This window comes from Enterococcus sp. DIV1206, assembly GCF_051712485.1.
Classification (GTDB): Bacteria; Bacillota; Bacilli; order Lactobacillales; family Enterococcaceae; genus Enterococcus; species Enterococcus faecalis.
In genome coordinates this window covers 2,858,703-2,877,909 of record NZ_JBIOOZ010000001.1, presented here as the reverse complement: position 1 = coordinate 2,877,909, position 19,207 = coordinate 2,858,703, and the positions used below count along the sequence as shown (strand labels likewise).

The 19,207-nt window shown below is 40.5% G+C and carries 13 protein-coding genes; all 13 read left to right on the top strand.

Annotated features, from left to right (window positions below; all coding sequences use genetic code 11):
* Window positions 1–372: 372 nt before the first annotated feature.
* The 13 genes from IGK86_RS14185 to rsmG all read left to right on the top strand — a co-directional run bounded on the left by IGK86_RS14185 (window position 373) and on the right by rsmG (window position 19,202).
* Window positions 373–5,337 (top strand): Ig-like domain-containing protein, encoded by a 4,965-nt coding sequence (locus tag IGK86_RS14185; RefSeq protein WP_438742596.1) that lies wholly within the window; start codon window positions 373–375, stop codon window positions 5,335–5,337.
* Window positions 5,338–5,569: 232 nt separating this feature from the next.
* A complete protein-coding gene (mnmE, locus tag IGK86_RS14180) occupies window positions 5,570–6,967 on the top strand; it encodes a tRNA uridine-5-carboxymethylaminomethyl(34) synthesis GTPase MnmE (protein ID WP_002355989.1) in 1,398 nt (465 codons plus the stop codon).
* A gap of 19 nt (window positions 6,968–6,986) precedes the next feature.
* On the top strand, window positions 6,987–8,885 hold the full coding sequence (mnmG, locus tag IGK86_RS14175) for a tRNA uridine-5-carboxymethylaminomethyl(34) synthesis enzyme MnmG (protein WP_002355988.1): 1,899 nt from the start codon (window positions 6,987–6,989) through the stop codon (window positions 8,883–8,885).
* Window positions 8,886–9,056: 171 nt separating this feature from the next.
* Window positions 9,057–9,857, top strand: coding sequence for an SDR family oxidoreductase (locus tag IGK86_RS14170; protein WP_002355987.1), 801 nt, complete (start codon window positions 9,057–9,059; stop codon window positions 9,855–9,857).
* Window positions 9,858–9,872: 15 nt separating this feature from the next.
* Complete coding sequence (locus IGK86_RS14165; protein ID WP_016617447.1) at window positions 9,873–11,735, top strand: BglG family transcription antiterminator; 1,863 nt, start codon at window positions 9,873–9,875, stop codon at window positions 11,733–11,735.
* Window positions 11,732–12,217 (top strand): transcriptional regulator GutM, encoded by a 486-nt coding sequence (locus tag IGK86_RS14160; protein WP_002355985.1) that lies wholly within the window; start codon window positions 11,732–11,734, stop codon window positions 12,215–12,217. Before IGK86_RS14165 ends, IGK86_RS14160 begins: the two co-directional genes overlap by 4 nt.
* Entirely contained in the window at window positions 12,217–12,771 is a 555-nt protein-coding gene (gene srlA, locus IGK86_RS14155) for a PTS glucitol/sorbitol transporter subunit IIC (protein WP_002355983.1), read from the top strand. The genes IGK86_RS14160 and srlA overlap by 1 nt, the downstream gene beginning before the upstream one ends.
* A 16-nt stretch (window positions 12,772–12,787) precedes the next feature.
* Window positions 12,788–13,783: a PTS glucitol/sorbitol transporter subunit IIB gene (gene srlE / locus IGK86_RS14150; protein WP_002355982.1), complete on the top strand. Its 996-nt coding sequence runs from the start codon at window positions 12,788–12,790 to the stop codon at window positions 13,781–13,783.
* A gap of 23 nt (window positions 13,784–13,806) precedes the next feature.
* Window positions 13,807–14,163 carry a PTS glucitol/sorbitol transporter subunit IIA gene (locus IGK86_RS14145; RefSeq protein WP_002355981.1) on the top strand — a complete coding sequence of 119 codons (357 nt, stop codon included), beginning with the start codon at window positions 13,807–13,809 and terminating at the stop codon, window positions 14,161–14,163.
* A 27-nt stretch (window positions 14,164–14,190) separates the two neighbouring features.
* The gene (locus IGK86_RS14140) at window positions 14,191–14,868 is read left to right on the top strand and encodes a fructose-6-phosphate aldolase (RefSeq protein ID WP_016617445.1); all 678 of its coding nucleotides are present in this window, start codon (window positions 14,191–14,193) and stop codon (window positions 14,866–14,868) included.
* Between the two features lie 200 nt (window positions 14,869–15,068).
* Complete coding sequence (locus tag IGK86_RS14135; RefSeq protein WP_016617444.1) at window positions 15,069–16,841, top strand: oleate hydratase; 1,773 nt, start codon at window positions 15,069–15,071, stop codon at window positions 16,839–16,841.
* 410 nt (window positions 16,842–17,251) lie between these two features.
* Window positions 17,252–18,238, top strand: coding sequence for a DUF3114 domain-containing protein (locus tag IGK86_RS14130; RefSeq protein ID WP_010707904.1), 987 nt, complete (start codon window positions 17,252–17,254; stop codon window positions 18,236–18,238).
* Window positions 18,239–18,485: 247 nt separating this feature from the next.
* Window positions 18,486–19,202 carry a 16S rRNA (guanine(527)-N(7))-methyltransferase RsmG gene (gene rsmG, locus IGK86_RS14125; protein WP_010707903.1) on the top strand — a complete coding sequence of 239 codons (717 nt, stop codon included), beginning with the start codon at window positions 18,486–18,488 and terminating at the stop codon, window positions 19,200–19,202.
* Window positions 19,203–19,207: the final 5 nt, after the last annotated feature.

Sequence of the window (19,207 nt, the reverse complement as noted above, 5' to 3'; positions counted from 1 at the left end):
GACTTACAGCCATAAAATTGATAAAAACAGTCAAAGAAGCAAAAAAAATAATAGTGGAATTTCTCAAAAAAATAAAAAAATTTTCCGTTATTTAATTATCGATTTATCAAACGATAAGTTATAATAAAATAATTTATTTATCTTTAATGATTGGGGGGGAACGTATAAACTTCCTCATTTTCCTCTCATTGTATAATAACTCACTAATGAATTAGTGAGTTTTTTAACATATCCAGGATGCTTGTTATCAAATGAATTTTTATATAAAAATTCACAGCATTATATTTTGAAAAGCTGAGGAAATGTACTAAACTGCAGGTGTTAAATCCATTTAAATCGCTAAAGGGGGAGATGAACAACTAAGGGAAGCTAATGATCTTGGTATTTATCGTTTATTTTAAAGAAAAGAGGGACGATCAGATGAAAAAGAAAATTGTTGAGGATTTTAATCGGAAAAGTCAGCATAAAAAATGGACAAAACGCAAGATGCTTAATTTAGCAATATCAAGTGGTTTATTATTTACGTCATTAGCAATCCCTGTAAGTATAGCTGTTACCTCTGGCACAATCAGTGCATCAGCAGCGGTCTTGGATATCGAACTATTATCAAATGTTACGTCAAATAATGACAGTGGCACTTCAACGAGTAATCGTTGGACAGCCGCAAACCAAAATCAACCAGTTAATTTCACGGTTTCTGGTGGCGCTTTAGCAGATGCTTCCGCTGTGTTTAGTGGACAAAAACAAGCGGTGTTAGTGGTTCCTCCTGAGTTAAGAGGAAATGTAGCTGCAGCAGGCAGCGCAGCAATCAATACCAACGTTACGATTGATCTTTCAAAAGTTACTTTTTTGACTGCCGTTTTGAATGCAGCCAATGATTTAACCAATGTCATTACTCAAATTACCAGTGGGGCTTTAGGGAATTTAACTGGTGTTGATATTGATTTGACGGAAGTGAATCGTCAGTTGGAATTAGTGAATAACATTGAAAACTTAGGTGCTGCTTCATTTACAGCTCCAGAAACGTTAGCAGCTGACGGCTCATACATTAGTGCACCGATTAGTGATGGTTTAGGGTTAGTTTTAGCCCAAAATGTTTCAAACATCTTACAAGATTTGAATGCGGCCGTTCAAGCTTTGGAGGCAAAAGGAACCAGTATCCCAAGTAATCTTGTCGCTACAGCCATAAATGCAGCCTTGCTTCCTGTCAAAGGCACGGTAAACGTGGCTGTTTCAGGTGCTTTGCCTTTATTAGCAGTTGGTGGTTCAGGTGTGAATGAGTTAGTGGATGCTTCTTTACTAGGCGCAACTACGGTTACTTTACCAACTACCGTTTCAACACCTCAAAATTTATCCAATAATTTAGATGCTCGTTTTGTAGGAACAGTCGTTCAAACAGATCTTTTAGACGTTAATTTATTAGCAACAGCAGACGGTGTATCCAACATTTATTTTGCTGCAGGTACTACTAGTGAAGTAACCGCACCTACCGTAACAGGAGTAACAGGCAATTCAACAGCAGGTTACGAAGTTAAAGGAACTGCCGACGCCAATGCCACGGTTGAAATCCGAAATGCAGGAGGTGCCGTGATAGGTACAGGTACTGCTGATGGGACAGGGGCATTTACAGTTACCATTCCCGCAGGTGAAGCAGGTGCGAATGAAACGTTAACCGCCGTAGCGAAAAACGCCAGCGGCACAGAAAGTACGCCAACAACGTTCCAAACACCAGCGGATGAAGCAACCGTAACCGCACCAACAATCACAGGAGTGACAGGTAATTCAACGGCAGGTTACGAAGTTAAAGGAACTGCCGACGCCAATGCCACGGTTGAAATCCGAAATGCAGGAGGCACCGTAATAGGTACAGGTACCGCCGATGGGACAGGGGCATTTACAGTTACCATTCCCGCAGGTGAAGCAGGTGCTAATGAAACGTTAACCGCCGTAGCGAAAAACGCCAGCGGCACAGAAAGCACGCCAACAACGTTCCAAACACCAGCGGATGAAGCAACCGTAACCGCACCAACAATCACAGGAGTAACAGGCAATTCAACAGCAGGTTACGAGATCAAAGGCACCGCCGACGCCAATGCCACGGTTGAGATCCGAAATGCAGGAGGCACCGTAATAGGTACAGGTACCGCTGATGGGACAGGAGCGTTTACAGTTACCATTCCCGCAGGTGAAGCAGGTGCCAATGAAACGTTAACCGCCGTAGCGAAAAACGCCAGCGGCACAGAAAGTACGCCAACAACGTTCCAAACACCAGCGGATCCTAATACACCCGTAGCGACGCCAATTGTTGAGACTGTAACAGGTAGTACAACAAAAGGCTATGAGGTCAAAGGGACTGCTGAAGTTGGCACCACCATTGAGGTTCGCGATGCAGCTGGCACGGTCCTTGGTACTGCAACAACTGGAACTGACGGAAAATATACAGTGACTTTAGATCCAGGAAAAGCAACAGCAAATCAAACGCTGAGCGTTGTAGCGAAAAACGCTAGTGGCACGGAAAGTCAACCAGCAACGGCGACAACACCAGCTGATGTCACTGCACCAACAGTTGATAACATCACAGGCAACTCTGGTTCGGGTTATGAAATTACAGGAACAGCAGACCCTAACACAACAATCGAAGTTCGTGATCCAGCTGGGGCAGTCATTGGTACAGGTACCTCTGATGCGAATGGTGATTTTACTGTAACGCTACCAACGGGAACGACAAATCCTGGGGATACGTTAACAGTGATTGGAAAGGATAACGCAGGAAATGAAAGTCAACCGACTGAAGTCCTTGTTCCTGCTGATGCCACGGTTACAGCACCAACTGTAACAGGAGTAACAGGTAATTCAGTTGCTGGTTATCAGGTGACAGGCACCGCTGATCCGAATGCTACCATTGAAATTCGTGATGCAGATGGGAACGTGATTGCAACAGGGACTGCCGATGGGACTGGTTCCTTTGCTGTGAACCTTCCAGCTGGGACGGCAAATGCGAATGAAACATTGACAGCGTTAGCCAAAGATCCTGATGGCAATACAAGTACACCGACAACCTTCCAAACACCAGCAGATGAAGTAGTGGCACCGCCAAGTGTCGACAAAGTTACTGGGAATACAACACAAGGATATCAAGTGACAGGTACCGCTGAATTTGGCACCACCATTGAAGTTCGTGCAACAGACGGAACAGTTTTAGGCACCGCAACAACTGGACCGACTGGCCAATATACTGTGACGTTAGCTTCAGGAAAAGCAACAGCTAAACAAACAGTGAATGTAGTTGCTAAAAATGATACTGGACTTGAGAGTCAACCAACTACAGCTATGACACCCGCTGATGTTACCACACCAACAATTGGTGACATTACTGGAGATTCAACAACTGGTTATGAAATCACTGGGACGGCGGACCCTAATACCACCATTGAAGTACGGAACCCAGATGGAACAATTATTGGTACAACGACAACGGATGATCAAGGAAACTTTACTGTGGACCTTCCAGCGGGAGCCGCTAATCCTGGTGATACATTAACAGTTGTTGGAAAAGACGGTGACGGCAATGAAAGTCAACCAACGGAAGTGACGGTCCCTGAAGATGCAACCGTAGCAGCACCAACTGTGACGACTGTTACAGGAACAACTGCCACTGGGTATCAAGTAACCGGCACGGCAGAGCCAAATGTCACCATTGAGATTCACAATGAAGCAGGTTTAGTTATTGCTACGGGAATGACTGATGGTGCTGGCGCCTTTACAATCACTCTTCCGACGGGCACAGCAACAGCCAACGAAGCCTTAACTGCCATTGCAAAAGATGCTGCTGGGAAAGAAAGTAATCCGACTGCTTTCAAAACACCTGCTGATCCAGATGCACCAGTCGCGACACCTACTGTTGACAAAATCACTGGTAGCACGACAAAAGGCTATCAAGTAGTAGGAGCAGCAGAAGTTGGTACAACAGTCGAGGTGCGTGACGCCGATGGCACAGTCCTTGGCATGGAAACTACTGGAACTGATGGCAAATACACAGTGACTTTAGAGCCAGGGAAGGCCTCAGCTAACGAAACAATAACTGTCGTAGCGAAAAATGCAACAGGGAAAGAAAGTCAGCCGGCTACAGCAACTACACCAGCCGACTTAGCCACACCAACCATTGATTCTATTACCGGAAATTCTAGTAAAGGTTACGAAATCACTGGAACGGCGGAGCCAAAAACCACTATTGATGTCCGTGACGCAGACGGAACCATCATTGCTGCTACAACTGCTAACGAAACCGGCCAATATACGGTGACTCTACCAGCTGGCGTAGTGACACCAGGAGAAACGATTACGATTATTAGCAAAGATGGCGCAGGTAATGAAAGTCAACCAGCTACAGCCGTTATTCCAGCGGATGTTGTTTTAGCGGCGCCAACTATTACGAAGGTTGAAGGAAACAAAGCCAATGGCTATACAGTCACTGGAACTGCTGATCCAAATGTCACGGTTCAATTTTACAATAGCAGTGAACAATTATTGGCAAGTGGCAGTACAACTACTGGAGGCACCTTCTCCGTTCATATTGCAGCAGGGTTAGCAACAGAAAAAGAAACATTAACCGCACTAACCACAGATACACAAGGAAATGTGAGTCCTAAAACCACATTTATGACGCCGGCCGATATTACGGGAGAACCAGAGATTAAAATTGCGGCACCAACTGTTTCTTCAGTTTTAGGAACGTCTAAAGCCGGCTACCTCATCAAAGGAACAGCTGAACCAAACCGAATCATTCAAATTAGTAACCGACTATTAAGAAGTGTGATTGCTGTAGGTGCCACCGATGCTGAAGGCAACTTCGCTATCCAATTAACAGCGGGACAAGCGACTGCTCAACAAAGTTTACTTGCGACAGCTACCGATGGCGCAGGACATTACAGTACGGCTACAACCTTCATGACACCAGCCGACCCAACGAATCCTGGAGGAGGCAATGGTAACACTGGCGGAAATAACGGCAATACAGGCGGCAATACAGGAAACAATGGCGCAACTGGCGGGAATAATGGGAATGGTTCAAACACAGGTTCAAATCCAAATGGAGGTTCTGGTTTAGGCACAACAGGTTCTGGCTTAGGTTCACTAGGCAATGGCCTCGGTACAAATGGTAGTGGCTACCACCCTAAACTAAGCACCATCAGTTATGGCACTGGAAATCACGGGAAAACAGGCTTCTTACCTAGCACAGGAGAAAAAGAGTCTTCAGCCGTGACAACAAGTTTGTTTGGCGCCTTTGTCGCACTCCTTGCGAGCATGGGAATCATCAAACGCAAACGTAAAAACTAGCTCTCTCCTTTAATTCCTATAGATGAGAAAACGTATTGTTGAGAATTCCCCACTCAATGATACGTTTTCTCGTTCCATTTAATGAAGAAAAATTGCCAAATAGAATAAAATGTGCTATTCTATTTTCAGAAAATCGAAGGAACAAGCAGTGAAAGTGCTAAATCCAACCTGAATTTTTTAATGCAGGAGGAGTGGGCGCTTTTTTTGTTGTTATGAAGAAAGGAAGCTAATTATGCAATCAGCTACAATGGAATTTGATACAATTGCGGCGATTTCTACGCCGCCAGGTGAAGGTGCGATTAGTATTGTTCGTTTAAGTGGCGAGCAAGCAGTTGCTATTGCAAACAAAGTTTATCGGTCAGGCACTAAAGATTTAGCTAAAGTCCCCACGCACACGATTCATTATGGTCATATTGTTGATCCGCAAAACGATCAATTGATTGATGAAGTCATGCTTTCTGTGATGCGGGCACCGAAAACATTTACACGAGAAGACGTGGTAGAAATTAACTGTCATGGCGGCATTGTCGTGGTGAACCAATTATTGCAATTACTGTTACGTGAAGGCGCACGAATGGCCGAACCTGGGGAATTTACAAAACGTGCTTTTCTAAATGGCCGAATGGATCTTTCACAAGCAGAAGCAGTGATGGACTTAATCCGTGCTAAAACGGATAAAGCGATGAATGTTGCATTGAACCAATTGGATGGTAACTTGTCGGCGTTAATTCGTTCATTAAGACAAGAAATTTTAAATACTTTAGCACAAGTAGAAGTTAATATCGATTATCCAGAGTATGATGATGTCGAAGAATTAACCACGAAATTACTTTTAGAAAAAGCCGAATTTGTGAAAGCGCAGATTCAACAATTATTAACGACCGCTAAACAAGGAAAAATTTTGCGAGAAGGTCTAAGTACAGCAATTATTGGCCGACCAAATGTCGGGAAATCCAGTTTGTTAAACCATCTGTTACGAGAAGAAAAAGCCATCGTTACAGATATTGCTGGAACGACACGTGATGTCATTGAAGAATACGTTAACGTTCGCGGCGTTCCTTTAAAATTAATTGATACAGCGGGGATTCGCGAAACAGAAGACATTGTGGAACGAATTGGTGTCGAACGTAGCCGCAAAGCGTTAGCAGATTCGGATTTAATTTTGTTAGTCTTAAATCAAAGCGAAGAATTGACAGAGGAAGATCGTCAACTGTTGGAAGCAACGAAAGGCTTAAAACGCGTTATTCTTTTAAATAAAATGGACTTACCGACAAAACTGGATCCTAACGAATTACAAGAATTAGTCCCTGCAGAAGAAATTTTATCCGTTTCGGTGTTGTCAAACACAGGCTTAGACCAGTTAGAAGCGAAAATTGCTGATCTTTTCTTTGGCGGCCAAACAGGCGAAAAAGATGCTACCTATATTTCTAATACACGTCATATTGCTTTGCTAGATCAAGCAGCGCTTTCGTTACAAGAAGTGATTAACGGCATCGAAGCAGGTATGCCAGTCGATTTAGTTCAAATTGATATGACCCGTTGTTGGGATTATTTAGGGGAAATCGTCGGCGATAGTGTCCAAGATGAATTAATTACACAGTTATTTAGTCAATTTTGTTTAGGAAAATAAGACAAGAGAGGAATTTTTTATGAATCAATATCAAGCAGAATCATATGATGTTATTGTCGTCGGTGCTGGACATGCTGGCTCTGAAGCAGCCTTAGCAGCCGCACGAATGGGCGTTAAAACGTTACTTTTAACAATTAATTTAGATATGGTTGCTTTTATGCCATGTAACCCTTCTGTTGGTGGACCTGCCAAAGGAGTCGTTGTCCGAGAAATCGATGCATTAGGCGGCGAAATGGGTAAAAACATTGATAAAACCTACATCCAAATGCGGATGCTAAATACTGGTAAAGGTCCAGCAGTGCGTGCGTTGCGCGCGCAAGCCGACAAACATGCCTATGCGACAGAAATGAAACATACCATTGAAAAAGAAGAAAATTTAACCCTTCGTCAAGGGATTGTTGAAGAATTAATCGTGGAAGATGGCGTTTGTCGTGGTGTTGTAACTTCAACAGGTGCCGCATACCGTAGTCAAGCAGTGGTGATTACTGCCGGTACTGCCTTGCGTGGCGAAATTATTATTGGTGAATTAAAATATTCTTCAGGACCAAACAATTCGCAACCTTCCGTTGGTTTAGCCAATCATTTAAAAGAATTAGGTTTAGAAATCGATCGCTTTAAAACAGGAACGCCGCCGCGAGTAAAATCAAGTACGATTGATTATTCTGTGACAGAGGAACAACCAGGCGATAAAGAACCCAACCATTTTAGTTACAGCACGCCAGATAGTGCCTATAATCAAAACCAAGAACCTTGTTGGTTAACTTATACGAATGAAACAACGCATGAAATTATTCAAAAAAATCTACACCGCGCCCCAATGTTTACTGGGATTGTGGAAGGTGTGGGCGCTCGGTATTGCCCATCCATCGAGGACAAAATTGTTCGTTTTGCAGACAAACCAAGACACCAATTGTTCTTGGAACCAGAAGGGTTGAATACCGAAGAAGTTTACGTCCAAGGCTTATCTACTTCTTTACCAGAAGATGTCCAAACAGAAATGCTTCATTCTATTGAAGGATTAGAAAAAGTAGAAATGATGCGTACAGGTTACGCCATTGAATACGATGTGGTAGTCCCTCACCAATTACGCCCAACATTAGAAACAAAGGTCATTGAAAATCTTTATACAGCAGGTCAAACGAACGGAACTAGTGGCTACGAAGAAGCTGCTGGTCAAGGCTTGATGGCAGGAATTAATGCTGCATTGAAAATTCAAGGCAAAGAGCCTCTTGTTTTAAAACGTAGTGACGGCTATATTGGCGTCATGATTGACGATTTAGTTACAAAAGGCACTAACGAACCTTATCGCTTATTAACGTCACGTGCGGAGTATCGTTTGATTTTAAGACATGACAATGCGGACTTACGTTTAACAGAAATGGGTCATGAAATTGGCTTAGTCAAAGAAGAACAATATGCCGCCTATCTAGTCAAAAAAGCGGCTGTTGAAGCGGAAATTGCCCGCTTAGGCAAACATCGGATTAAACCAACCAAAGAAGTGCAAGCATTTTTGGAAACCAAAGGCGCTGCTGGCTTAAAAGATGGTATTTTAGCTAGAGATTTTCTGAAACGCCCAGAAATCAGTTATCAAGAAGTCGCTCAATTTATCCCCGCACCTGAAGAGGCACTCGATCCGAAAGTGATTGAACAAGTAGAAATTCAAATCAAGTACGAAGGCTACATTAAAAAAGCCATGGAAAAAGTTGAGAAACTAAAACGCATGGAAGCAAAACGCATTCCAGAAAACATTGATTACCAAGCGATTAACGGCTTGGCTACAGAAGCAAAACAAAAACTACAAAAAATCCAACCAGAAACGATTGCCCAAGCAAGCCGTATCAGCGGTGTGAACCCCGCTGACATTAGCATTTTGATGGTCTACATCGAACAAGGAAAAATCGCGAAAGTGCAAGGATAATAAAAATTTGAAGCAGTTGCTTCTTCACGGATGATTGATTGTGAAGAAGCAACTGCTTTTTTGTTTTGAATTAGTCTACTTTTTTTTCTAAACTGCAAAAAAAGACTGTCTTAAATAATTTCACAAACTGACCTATACTGAAAGCGCAAACAAATGATAGGAGTGGAACAAATGACAGATTGGTTAGGAATTAAAGGAAAAGTAGTGATTGTTACAGGAGGCTCATCTGGTATTGGTCGCAGCATTGTTGAAAGCTTGTTAGCGCAAGAGGTCTATGTCGCTAATTTTGATATTTCAGCATCAGAAACGCAACATGAGCATTTACTCTTTGTGAAAGTCGATGTAACTTCTCGAGCAGAAGTAGAAGCGGGTGTCGCTCAAGTGGTGGAAAAATTTGGAACCGTAGATGGCCTAGTAAATAACGCCGGAATCAATATTCCTCGTTTGTTGGTGGATAAAAATCATCCTCATGGGCCTTATGAATTATCGGATGAGGTATTCGACAAAATTGTAGCCATCAATCAAAAAGGGCTCTACCTAATGAGCCAAGCAGTGGGCCGGATTCTTGTACAAAAACAAGCAGGTGTCATTATTAATATGTCTTCAGAAGCTGGATTAGAAGGCTCCGAAGGGCAAAGCGCCTACGCTGCAACGAAAGCAGCGGTCAGCAGTTATACACGTTCATGGGCTAAAGAGTTAGGAAAATCAAACGTCCGTGTCGTGGGGATTGCGCCAGGCATTATGGAAGAAACGGGCTTGCGCACTTTAGCATACGAAGAAGCATTGGCTTATACACGAAACATTTCTGTGGAGCAATTGCGAGCAGGTTATTCAAAAACAAGTACGATTCCATTAGGTCGTAGCGGAAAACTCCATGAAGTCGCTGACTTAGTATGCTATTATTTATCAGACCGTTCAAGCTATATTACAGGCATCACCACAAACGTAGCTGGAGGTAAAACAAGAGGATAGAGGTGGGAAAACTAAATGACGCTAGTAAATAGATGGTACCAAGTAATAAAATTACTAGTTGATCACAAAGGAATGAGCTTACAGGAATTGCAAGAAAAATTAGCCGCAAGTCCTCAAACAGTTCGTAAAAACATTGATACATTGAATGATGAATTAATCGGTATCGCCCAAATTATTCAGAAGGAAAATCTCTTTCAGTTAGAAATCAATAACTTTGAAGGTTTTGAAGAGGTTTTGTCTGGACGGCTAAAAAGGGAATCTGATTTTAATTCTTCAAGCAAGCGTGTTTCCTACATTATCAAACGATTAATAGAAGAAGATCAATTTATTTCAACTTATGATTTATCCGAAGAAATCGCCGTTAGTCGCGGCACAGTTAATAAAGACATTAAGCGCATGAAAGAGCTGATTGCTCCTTGGCAGGTTGCGGTTGTAGGTACGCCAAACCGTGGCATTCATTTAGAAGGAAAAGAGTTTGATTTACGCTTACTTCATGTGAATTACGTCCAAGAATATTTTGAAGAACAGTTTCTTCATGAAACTACCAAACAAATGATACAAAAAATAATCAAAGAAACAAGACTAGCAAAACAAGATAGTTTTCTTTTACGAAGAGTGGTTTCAATTGTTTTGCAGCGTGTTTTAGCTGGAAAACTCATTACGGAACTACCACCAGAATATGTTGATTATGTTCGTCATAACGAGCAGATTGAAGAACTGATGTATCACTTGGAAATAACCTATAATGTAACGTTAAGCCAATGGGAACGTTCCTTTATCAGCTTTCCTTTTAACATCAACACAAACCATATTCGTAATTCTTTATTGGCTGATGAAGGACTCTTAGCTGACTATTTTCAAAAAATGATGAAAAAAATTCATCATTCAGTTGTTGTTGAATTTGATGAGGACTTCTTGTTTTCAGAAATGAAAGATCATTTAAGAAACGTGATGAATCGACTCGTTTTTCATGTGGAATGTCACGATTTATTTTATGGAGAAATTGAACGACAATATCCTTTGGCCTATGAATTAGCCAAGATTGGCTTGCAAGAATTGGGCCGTTTGTTAAATCGTTGTGTGCCGACGGTTGAATTTGGATATCTCGCTTTGTATTTTGAACTAGCATTGAGAGGGAACTATGAAGCGGGAGCCAAAAAAGAAATTGCTGTAATCTGCAGTACAGGTCATGGAACGGCCTTGATCATTCAGCGGCAATTGGAAAAAGTTTTGGGTCCAGACATCCAGATTGCCCATTTTTCTGAAGAAGAGGCAGAGAGAAGAGAATTGAATCAATATTTTGCTATTTTTACAACCATTCCCTTAAAAAATATTAGACCACAAACACCGATGATCCATTTAACTAATTTATTTAACGATACTTGGCTCAGAAATGAGTGGCAGAGAGCAAAAGAAATTCGTTCCGTGGAATCTCAAAATATTCATATGACCTATCAATTATTAGAGAATACTCAAGGTTACCGAGCGAATATCCAGAAAATGATTGCTGATTTAGAAGCAGAAAAATTAGTAGATCCTCAATTTATCGAACGAATTTTTACTAGAGAAGATCAACAAACAACTATTTTTGAATCGGGGATTGCCTTTCCCCATACAATTAATCAAGCCTTACCAACGATTATTTTATCGATTGGGGTTTTTGAAGAATCACTGGTTACACCAGAAGGTAAAGTTGATGTTATTTTACTGTTGGGTATTCCAGAAGAGCTGACTGCCACTGTTGAAGCAGAGTTACTACAACTATATGACCGCTTGTTTACAATCGCAGGAGACGAACGTTTACGTAATGAGTTACGGAAGCAACGAGATGTTTTAGCGGTTAAAGAGTGGATGCAAAGGAAGGGGATTATCATATGAGTTTTATCTACGTATTCGGGGCGCTTTTTTTAACAGCTTACTTCGTTCAGATAGCTATGGGAATGAAACAGATTAAACACTTTAATCAAAACTACCAAGAATTGCGACAATTAGGGAAAGTCGCGATTGGTCGACGTGCAGGGAAGTTAAAAGCAGGCACGATTATCTTGTTTGCTGTGGATTCGCAAGGGAAAATCTTAGCCGCTAGAAAGATGCAAGGTGTCACTGTTCTAGCTAAATTTCATCCCTTACCTCAGTACGTGAACGAGGATATTCATTATATGGATCATTACCATCCACTCGTACAAAAGGAAAATAAATTAACCCAACAAGCGATGGAAAATGCACGAGAAATTTACTTACGTGTTGAGCTTGGCAATTATCAAGAAACACAACCATTAACGCCGCTTAATGGAGCCAAAATTCAATGGCAATTATGGAAAAATAAAGTACAAACAAAATTGAAAGGAAGTGTCGAGTAATGTCTTATATTACAAAATTTGCGGAAGGATTTATGCACCTTTTCCAAACAGGAGCAGAAACATTTATTTCTTGGATGACAGGCATCGTACCTGTTGTTTTGATGTTAATGGTAGCTATGAATACTTTAATTGCTTTTCTAGGAGAAGAAAGAGTAACCAAGGTAGCCAAACTTTCTGCCAAAAATCCTGTTACGCGGTATTTAGTGTTGCCTTTTTTATCCGCTTTTATGTTAGGCAATCCAATGTCCTTTACGATGGCTCGATTTTTACCAGAATACTATAAACCTAGCTATTATGCTGCACAAGCGCAATTTTGTCATACCAGTAATGGAGTTTTCCCTCATATTAATCCTGGTGAATTGTTCGTTTGGTTAGGGATTGCGCAAGGGATTGATACGTTAGGACTAAATTCGATGGACCTAGCGATTCGCTATATGTTTGTAGGGATATTAATGAATTTTATTGGCGGTTGGGTTACCGATTTCACTACCGCCTATGTTTGCAAACAACAAGGAATTACCCTTAGTAAAACAGTAGAGATTGCTGTGGATTAGAAAGGAGCAAGGTGCGATGACGTACAATAGTATTAAGGTAGTTAAAGGAAATGGCGGTTATGGTGGGCCCTTAGTAATTACACCGACAGAAGAAAAACATAAATTTATTTACATTACAGGTGGCGGCGAGAAACCCGCAATCGTTGATAAAATCGTAGAATTGACAGGAATGGAAGCGGTCAATGGTTTTAAGACATCGATTCCAGATGATGAAATCGCATTAGCCATTATTGATTGTGGAGGCACTCTTCGTTGCGGGATTTATCCTAAAAAAGGAATTCCTACTATTAACGTTGTTCCAACTGGCAAAAGTGGTCCCTTAGCACAATACATTAATGAGACAATTTATGTTTCCGCTGTAGGCCCGAAACAGATTACATTGACATCAGAAGAAGCTGCTGCTGATACAGAAAAGCCCACCTCGAAAAAAACAGAATTTAAATATGATACAAGTAAAAAAATTACTGAACAAAAAGCGGAACAACAAAGTTTTGTTGCGAAAATTGGTATGGGTGCAGGAAAAGTTGTAGCGACATTCAACCAATCAGCCCGTGAAGGCGTACAAACGATGATCAACACAGTGATTCCGTTTATGGCATTTGTTTCTTTATTAATTGGTGTGATTCAAGGTTCAGGAATTGGTGAATTTTTTGCCAATATCATGGCGCCGTTGGCAGGAAACATTGTGGGGTTAACAATTATTGGTTTTATTTGTTCTCTGCCGTTTCTTTCTCCTTTATTAGGTCCTGGAGCAGTAATCAGCCAAGTAATTGGTACGTTAATTGGTGTGGAAATTGGGAAAGGCAACATTCCGCCACAACTAGCTCTACCAGCATTGTTTGCTATTAATACACAAAACGCGTGCGACTTTATTCCCGTGGGCTTAGGCTTGGAAGAAGCTGAAGCCGAAACCGTTGAAGTCGGGGTCCCTTCTGTTTTATATTCTCGTTTCTTAAATGGTGCCCCTCGAGTACTAGTTGCTTGGTTAGCAAGTTTTGGATTGTATAGTTAAAAATTTTTTTTGGAGGATGGGAAATGTCAGTATTTACAACAAAGGTTCAGTCTATTGGACCAGAAGCCGAATTATTTAAAGAAGAAAAAATGGTCATCTTATTTGGAAAAGATGCACCAGATGCTTTAGCAGATTATTGTTATAACATTGAGGTTCAGCCAGTCACAGAAGCGATTACGGACAAGCAAACGTTAGTGATTGATGAACAAACTTACCAGATTACCGCTGTAGGCGAGGTAGTATTAACTAATTTAGACACATTGGGTCACATTACTATTAAATTTGATGGCGCAACAACACCTGAATTACCAGGTACATTATATGTTGAAGAAAAAGCTATTCCTGAAATAACTGTTGGTACAACAATCACTATTCTATAATTATCGTTTAAGGGAGGAACGTAAAAGATGGAATTTATGCTAGATACAATTAATCTTGAGGCTATTCGAAAGTATCAGAAAATTTTACCACTGGCAGGCGTGACGTCTAATCCCAGTATTGTTAAACAAGCAGGAAAAATTGACTTCTTTGCGCAGATGAAAGAAATCAAAAAAACGATTGGACAAGCGAGTTTGCACGTCCAAGTGGTCGGTCAAACGACAGAAGAGATGCTAGAAGATGCCCAAACCATTGTACAACAATTAGGCCAAGAAACATTCATTAAAATCCCAGTCAATGAAGCAGGCTTGGCAGCCATCAAACAACTAAAGCAGGCAAATTATCGGATAACAGCAACCGCTATTTATACAGAATTTCAAGGTTATCTAGCGATTGCGGCAGGTGCAGATTATTTAGCGCCGTATTATAATAGGATGGAGAATTTAACAATTGATTCTCAAAAGGTTATTGAGCATTTAGCTGCAGAAATTAAACGGACGAACGCAAAGAGTAAGATCTTAGCTGCTAGTTTTAAAAACGTGGCACAAATTAATCAAGCCTGTCAAATGGGGGCGCAAGCGGTCACTATCGCACCAGAACTCGTGACACAAGGCTTGGCAATGCCCGCCATTCAAAAAGCAGTAACTGATTTTCAGGAAGATTGGGTTACTGTTTTTGGAGTAGAAACGGTAAACGAATTAGCATAAAAAGAATGAGAAGAAAAAGCGGCCATTTTTCTTCTCGTTCTTTTTTTGTTTCACATGAAACATCTACGATTATTCACTTGCTTAAAAATTAGACAATTTTCTTTATTTGTCAAAGAATTTCTTAAAAAAAAGGGTTATCTTTTGGGTATTTTTTTTGGTAGCAGTATGATGAGGGTATCAAATGATAGGAGGAAACGAGAATGAGATACACAAATGGAAATTATGAAGCATTTGCTCGACCAAGAAAACCAAAAGGTGTAGATGACAAGAGTGCCTATATCGTTGGTGGTGGCCTAGCAGGTTTAGCAACGGCTGTTTTCTTAATTCGTGACGGTCAAATGAAGGGCGAAAATATTCACATTTTTGAAGAACTCACGCTGTCTGGCGGTTCTTTAGATGGTAAATTTATTCCCCATGATGGCTTTGTCACTCGCGGCGGACGCGAAATGGAAAATCATTTCGAGTGTTTGTGGGATCTATTTCGTTCGGTACCATCATTAGAAGTAGAAGATGCCTCTGTCCTAGATGAGTTTTACCGTTTAGATTTAGATGATCCGAATTCTTCAAATTGCCGCATTATTCATAACCGTGGCGAACGTGTCCCAGATGATGGACAATTTACTTTATCCAAAAAAGCACAAAAAGAAATCGTTGATTTATTTATGACTTCTGAAGATCAATTAATTGGCAAAAAAATTGAAGATGTTTTCGGCGAAGAATTTTTTGAATCCAACTTTTGGATCTATTGGTGTTCAATGTTTGCTTTTGAAAAATGGCACTCTGCCATTGAAATGCGCCGTTACATCATGCGCTTTATCCACCACATCAAAGGTTTGCCTGACTTTACAGCCTTGAAGTTTACCAAATACAATCAATACGAATCGTTAGTGAAACCATTATTAAGCTTTTTAACCAATCAAGGGGTAGACTTTCAATATGAAACAACGATCAATGATATCCAAGTCGACATCAAAGGAGCTACTAAAGTTGCTCGGCGATTATTGTTGACACAAGCGGGCAAAACCAAAGAACTTCCTTTAACTGAAAATGATTTAGTCTTCGTAACGAATGGCTCAATTACTGAAAGTTCGACGCAAGGAGATCATCATACACCAGCACCAATTACTCATGAACTAGGGGGAAGTTGGAATCTCTGGAAAAACTTAGCAAAACAATCCCCAGAATTTGGGCACCCAGAAGTTTTCTGTGAAAATTTACCAGATGAAAGTTGGTTTGTCTCAGCAACGATTACGTGGGAAAATTTCGATATTGAACCGTATCTTTCTCGGTTAACACATCGTAAATTACGCACAGGAAAAATTGTCACAGGTGGTATTATTACTATCAAAGACTCTAATTGGATGATGAGTTTCGCTATGCATAGACAACCGCATTTTAAAGAACAAAATGATCAACAATCTATAACTTGGGTATATGGATTACTTTCTAATAAACCAGGAAATTATATCAAAAAACCAATCGAACAATGTACCGGCCAAGAAATTACGCAAGAGTTACTTTATCATTTAGGGGTCCCAGAAGGGGAAATTGAACGTATTTCAGAAGAATCGGCTACCACTATTCCGGTGTATATGCCGTTTATCACTTCTTACTTTATGTTAAGAGAACCAGGCGATCGGCCATTAGTTGTACCAAACGGCTCTAAAAATCTTGCTTTCATTGGGAACTTCGCAGATACTGAACGAGATACGGTGTTTACAACAGAGTATTCTGTACGGACAGCGATGGAAGCTGTTTATCAATTGCTAGAGGTTGAACGCGGAGTACCAGAAGTGTTTGCTTCTGCATACGACTTGCGCGTCTTAGCAAACTCTGTTTATTATTTATCTGACAAGAAAAAATTAACAGAAATGGATATGCCGTTCGTGGAACGCAAAATGGTTGAACACTTTGTGAAGAAATTTGAGGATACGTATATTGGTGATATTTTAAGAGAAAATCATTTAATTTAGTTGAAAAAGCGAGTGTAAATCACTCGCTTTTTTGGTTGTTTTATTAACCGTTGAATAAATATTCATTATTATGCATATTTCTTTTATGATTTTATGAATATTAAATATATAATATATTGAATAGGAGTAGCCAGTGGGCAACTTCGCAAAAAAATCTTAATTTCTGAAGAGACTTTTTCAAAATTTTGTTGAAAAGAAGGCGCATTTTTACCATAGTTTCTTCACATTTAACGGCTATTATTTAAACATACCCGATAAACAAAACCCTAACAAAACACTTTTTCATTTTTTAACTCCTCCGCCCGCCCTTCCCCAAAGGGCGGGTTGTTTTTTTGCGTTAAAGCAGTTGGCATTTTGCGGGGAAAGGATTATCATTATAGAAGAAGTATATAGAAAAAGGCGGCGAGAAGATGGGACGTTGGCAAGAATTACAACAAGCAATGAGTGCTGGTGTAGAGGCGGCGATTGACGCTGGCTGGGACCGCCAAGCTGTTTATGGATTAGTGGAAAGCGCCATAAAAGACACGCGTTTCTTGCCACTTGAGCAAGCGAAAACAGCAGTCGCGGAACTGTTTTCTGAAGTGGAAGAAGTGGGCTCTTCAGCGTATGAGCGATTATTTCGCTTTTCGGCTTATCGTCCGCAAGAAAAGCTCTCGTTACTGTTATGGCAATTAGGTGCAGTGTTGGATCAGCATGGCATGTTGCAATTAGTAGGGCCTTATCGTTTCTCGAAGACGATTGCACCGCATGCGACGTTTTGGCATTTGTTGGCAAAAACAGTTCAAAAAGCCTATCCGTTAGGTCTTCTTGGGAGCTTTAACCAAGAGAAAGCGAAAAAGATACATCAATTAAGAATGTATATTGATCGTCAAAATATCACGTATATCCGCGATTTTTTTAAACAAGAAGGGGACACCGATGAACAGGCATTAAAACGTTATGTTTTTGCGGCCAAGCCGCAAGGGATGGGTGGGCGGAAGCTGAAAAAAAGCTCTGCTCGTTTGCACAACAAATACCCTGAGGGGGCATCTTATTCTTTAATTAATAAGAAACGATTGACGCCTAATTTTCACAGTGAGTTTATTTTGAATGAAGAAGGGACCTTTGTGACCCAGTGGGATGTGTTAGTTGAAGACTGGCGAGGCAGATTAATTAGTAATCCAGCTTATTATCAAGCGGCCAAAAACAATGAATACCAGGAAAAAGTCTTGAATGGTGAATCGTTTAATTATGCAAATCGGAATAATCGTACCCATGAATTACTAGATAGTTCACCACCAGGGAGATTTGATCATCAATTACGAAAAATAGCCAAAAAAGGTTGGTTAAGTCCCCGTATCCAAGAATACGACTACCGCAGAGAACGACAAATAAAGTGCGATGATTATAGTAAGTAAAACAAGCCAATGTTTCACATGAAACATTGGCTTGTTTTACTCTTAGAGAAAGGCGGTTTTCGTTGCCGCCAATTGAACATTTTGGCCCATGGCTAGAGACTTTTTACCACATAAAAAGGCGGTTTTTTCTTTTATCATTCAGGCAAAAATCTTCCGAAAAGCATTGCAAGAAATTGCTATTTGCGTTAAAGTAGGAAAAGATGATTGTGAAACATTTTTCTGTTTCACAAAAAAGGAAGGAGTCTTTATGCTACCCGAAGAATTTAGACAACTATTAGCCGCAAAAGGCATTGAATTGACAGACCAACAGATGACACAATTTGACCAATATTTCCATTTACTAGTAGAATGGAATGAAAAAATGAATTTAACAGCCATTACAGAAGAAAAAGAAGTTTATTTGAAACATTTCTATGATTCTGTTTCGTTGGCATTCTTTGAAGACTTTGCCAGCGATAAAGCCATTTGTGATGTTGGCGCAGGCGCAGGATTTCCAAGTATTCCTTTGAAAATTGTTTTTCCTTCATTAAATGTCACAATTGTTGACTCTTTAAATAAACGAATTACTTTCCTAACAGAGTTGGTGAATCAACTAGGTTTGGCTAATGTTTCTTTGTATCATGATCGTGCAGAAACATTTGGTCAAAAAGCAGAATTTCGTGGCGCGTTTGATTACGTTACAGCGCGAGCAGTTGCACGATTAAATGTTTTAAGTGAACTGTGTTTACCCTTAGTTAAAAAAGAAGGCTATTTTTTAGCCTTAAAAGCATCGAAAAGTGAAGAAGAAATTAATGAAGCAAAACCTGCAATCGCTACATTAGGCGGTCAATTTCAAAAAGAAATTGGTTTTACTTTGCCGATTACTGCAGACGAACGCCACATTGTCGTGATTCAAAAGAAAAAAGAAACCCCTAAAAAATATCCCAGAAAACCTGGATTACCAAATAAACAACCGATTAAATAAGATGG

Coding starts and splice junctions, on each gene's coding strand:
- IGK86_RS14185 (WP_438742596.1), top strand. CDS start 373: ATGATCTTGGTATTTATCGTTTATTTTAAAGAAAAGAGGGACGATCAG.
- mnmE (WP_002355989.1), top strand. CDS start 5,570: ATGCAATCAGCTACAATGGAATTTGATACAATTGCGGCGATTTCTACG.
- mnmG (WP_002355988.1), top strand. CDS start 6,987: ATGAATCAATATCAAGCAGAATCATATGATGTTATTGTCGTCGGTGCT.
- IGK86_RS14170 (WP_002355987.1), top strand. CDS start 9,057: ATGACAGATTGGTTAGGAATTAAAGGAAAAGTAGTGATTGTTACAGGA.
- IGK86_RS14165 (WP_016617447.1), top strand. CDS start 9,873: ATGACGCTAGTAAATAGATGGTACCAAGTAATAAAATTACTAGTTGAT.
- IGK86_RS14160 (WP_002355985.1), top strand. CDS start 11,732: ATGAGTTTTATCTACGTATTCGGGGCGCTTTTTTTAACAGCTTACTTC.
- srlA (WP_002355983.1), top strand. CDS start 12,217: ATGTCTTATATTACAAAATTTGCGGAAGGATTTATGCACCTTTTCCAA.
- srlE (WP_002355982.1), top strand. CDS start 12,788: ATGACGTACAATAGTATTAAGGTAGTTAAAGGAAATGGCGGTTATGGT.
- IGK86_RS14145 (WP_002355981.1), top strand. CDS start 13,807: ATGTCAGTATTTACAACAAAGGTTCAGTCTATTGGACCAGAAGCCGAA.
- IGK86_RS14140 (WP_016617445.1), top strand. CDS start 14,191: ATGGAATTTATGCTAGATACAATTAATCTTGAGGCTATTCGAAAGTAT.
- IGK86_RS14135 (WP_016617444.1), top strand. CDS start 15,069: ATGAGATACACAAATGGAAATTATGAAGCATTTGCTCGACCAAGAAAA.
- IGK86_RS14130 (WP_010707904.1), top strand. CDS start 17,252: ATGGGACGTTGGCAAGAATTACAACAAGCAATGAGTGCTGGTGTAGAG.
- rsmG (WP_010707903.1), top strand. CDS start 18,486: ATGCTACCCGAAGAATTTAGACAACTATTAGCCGCAAAAGGCATTGAA.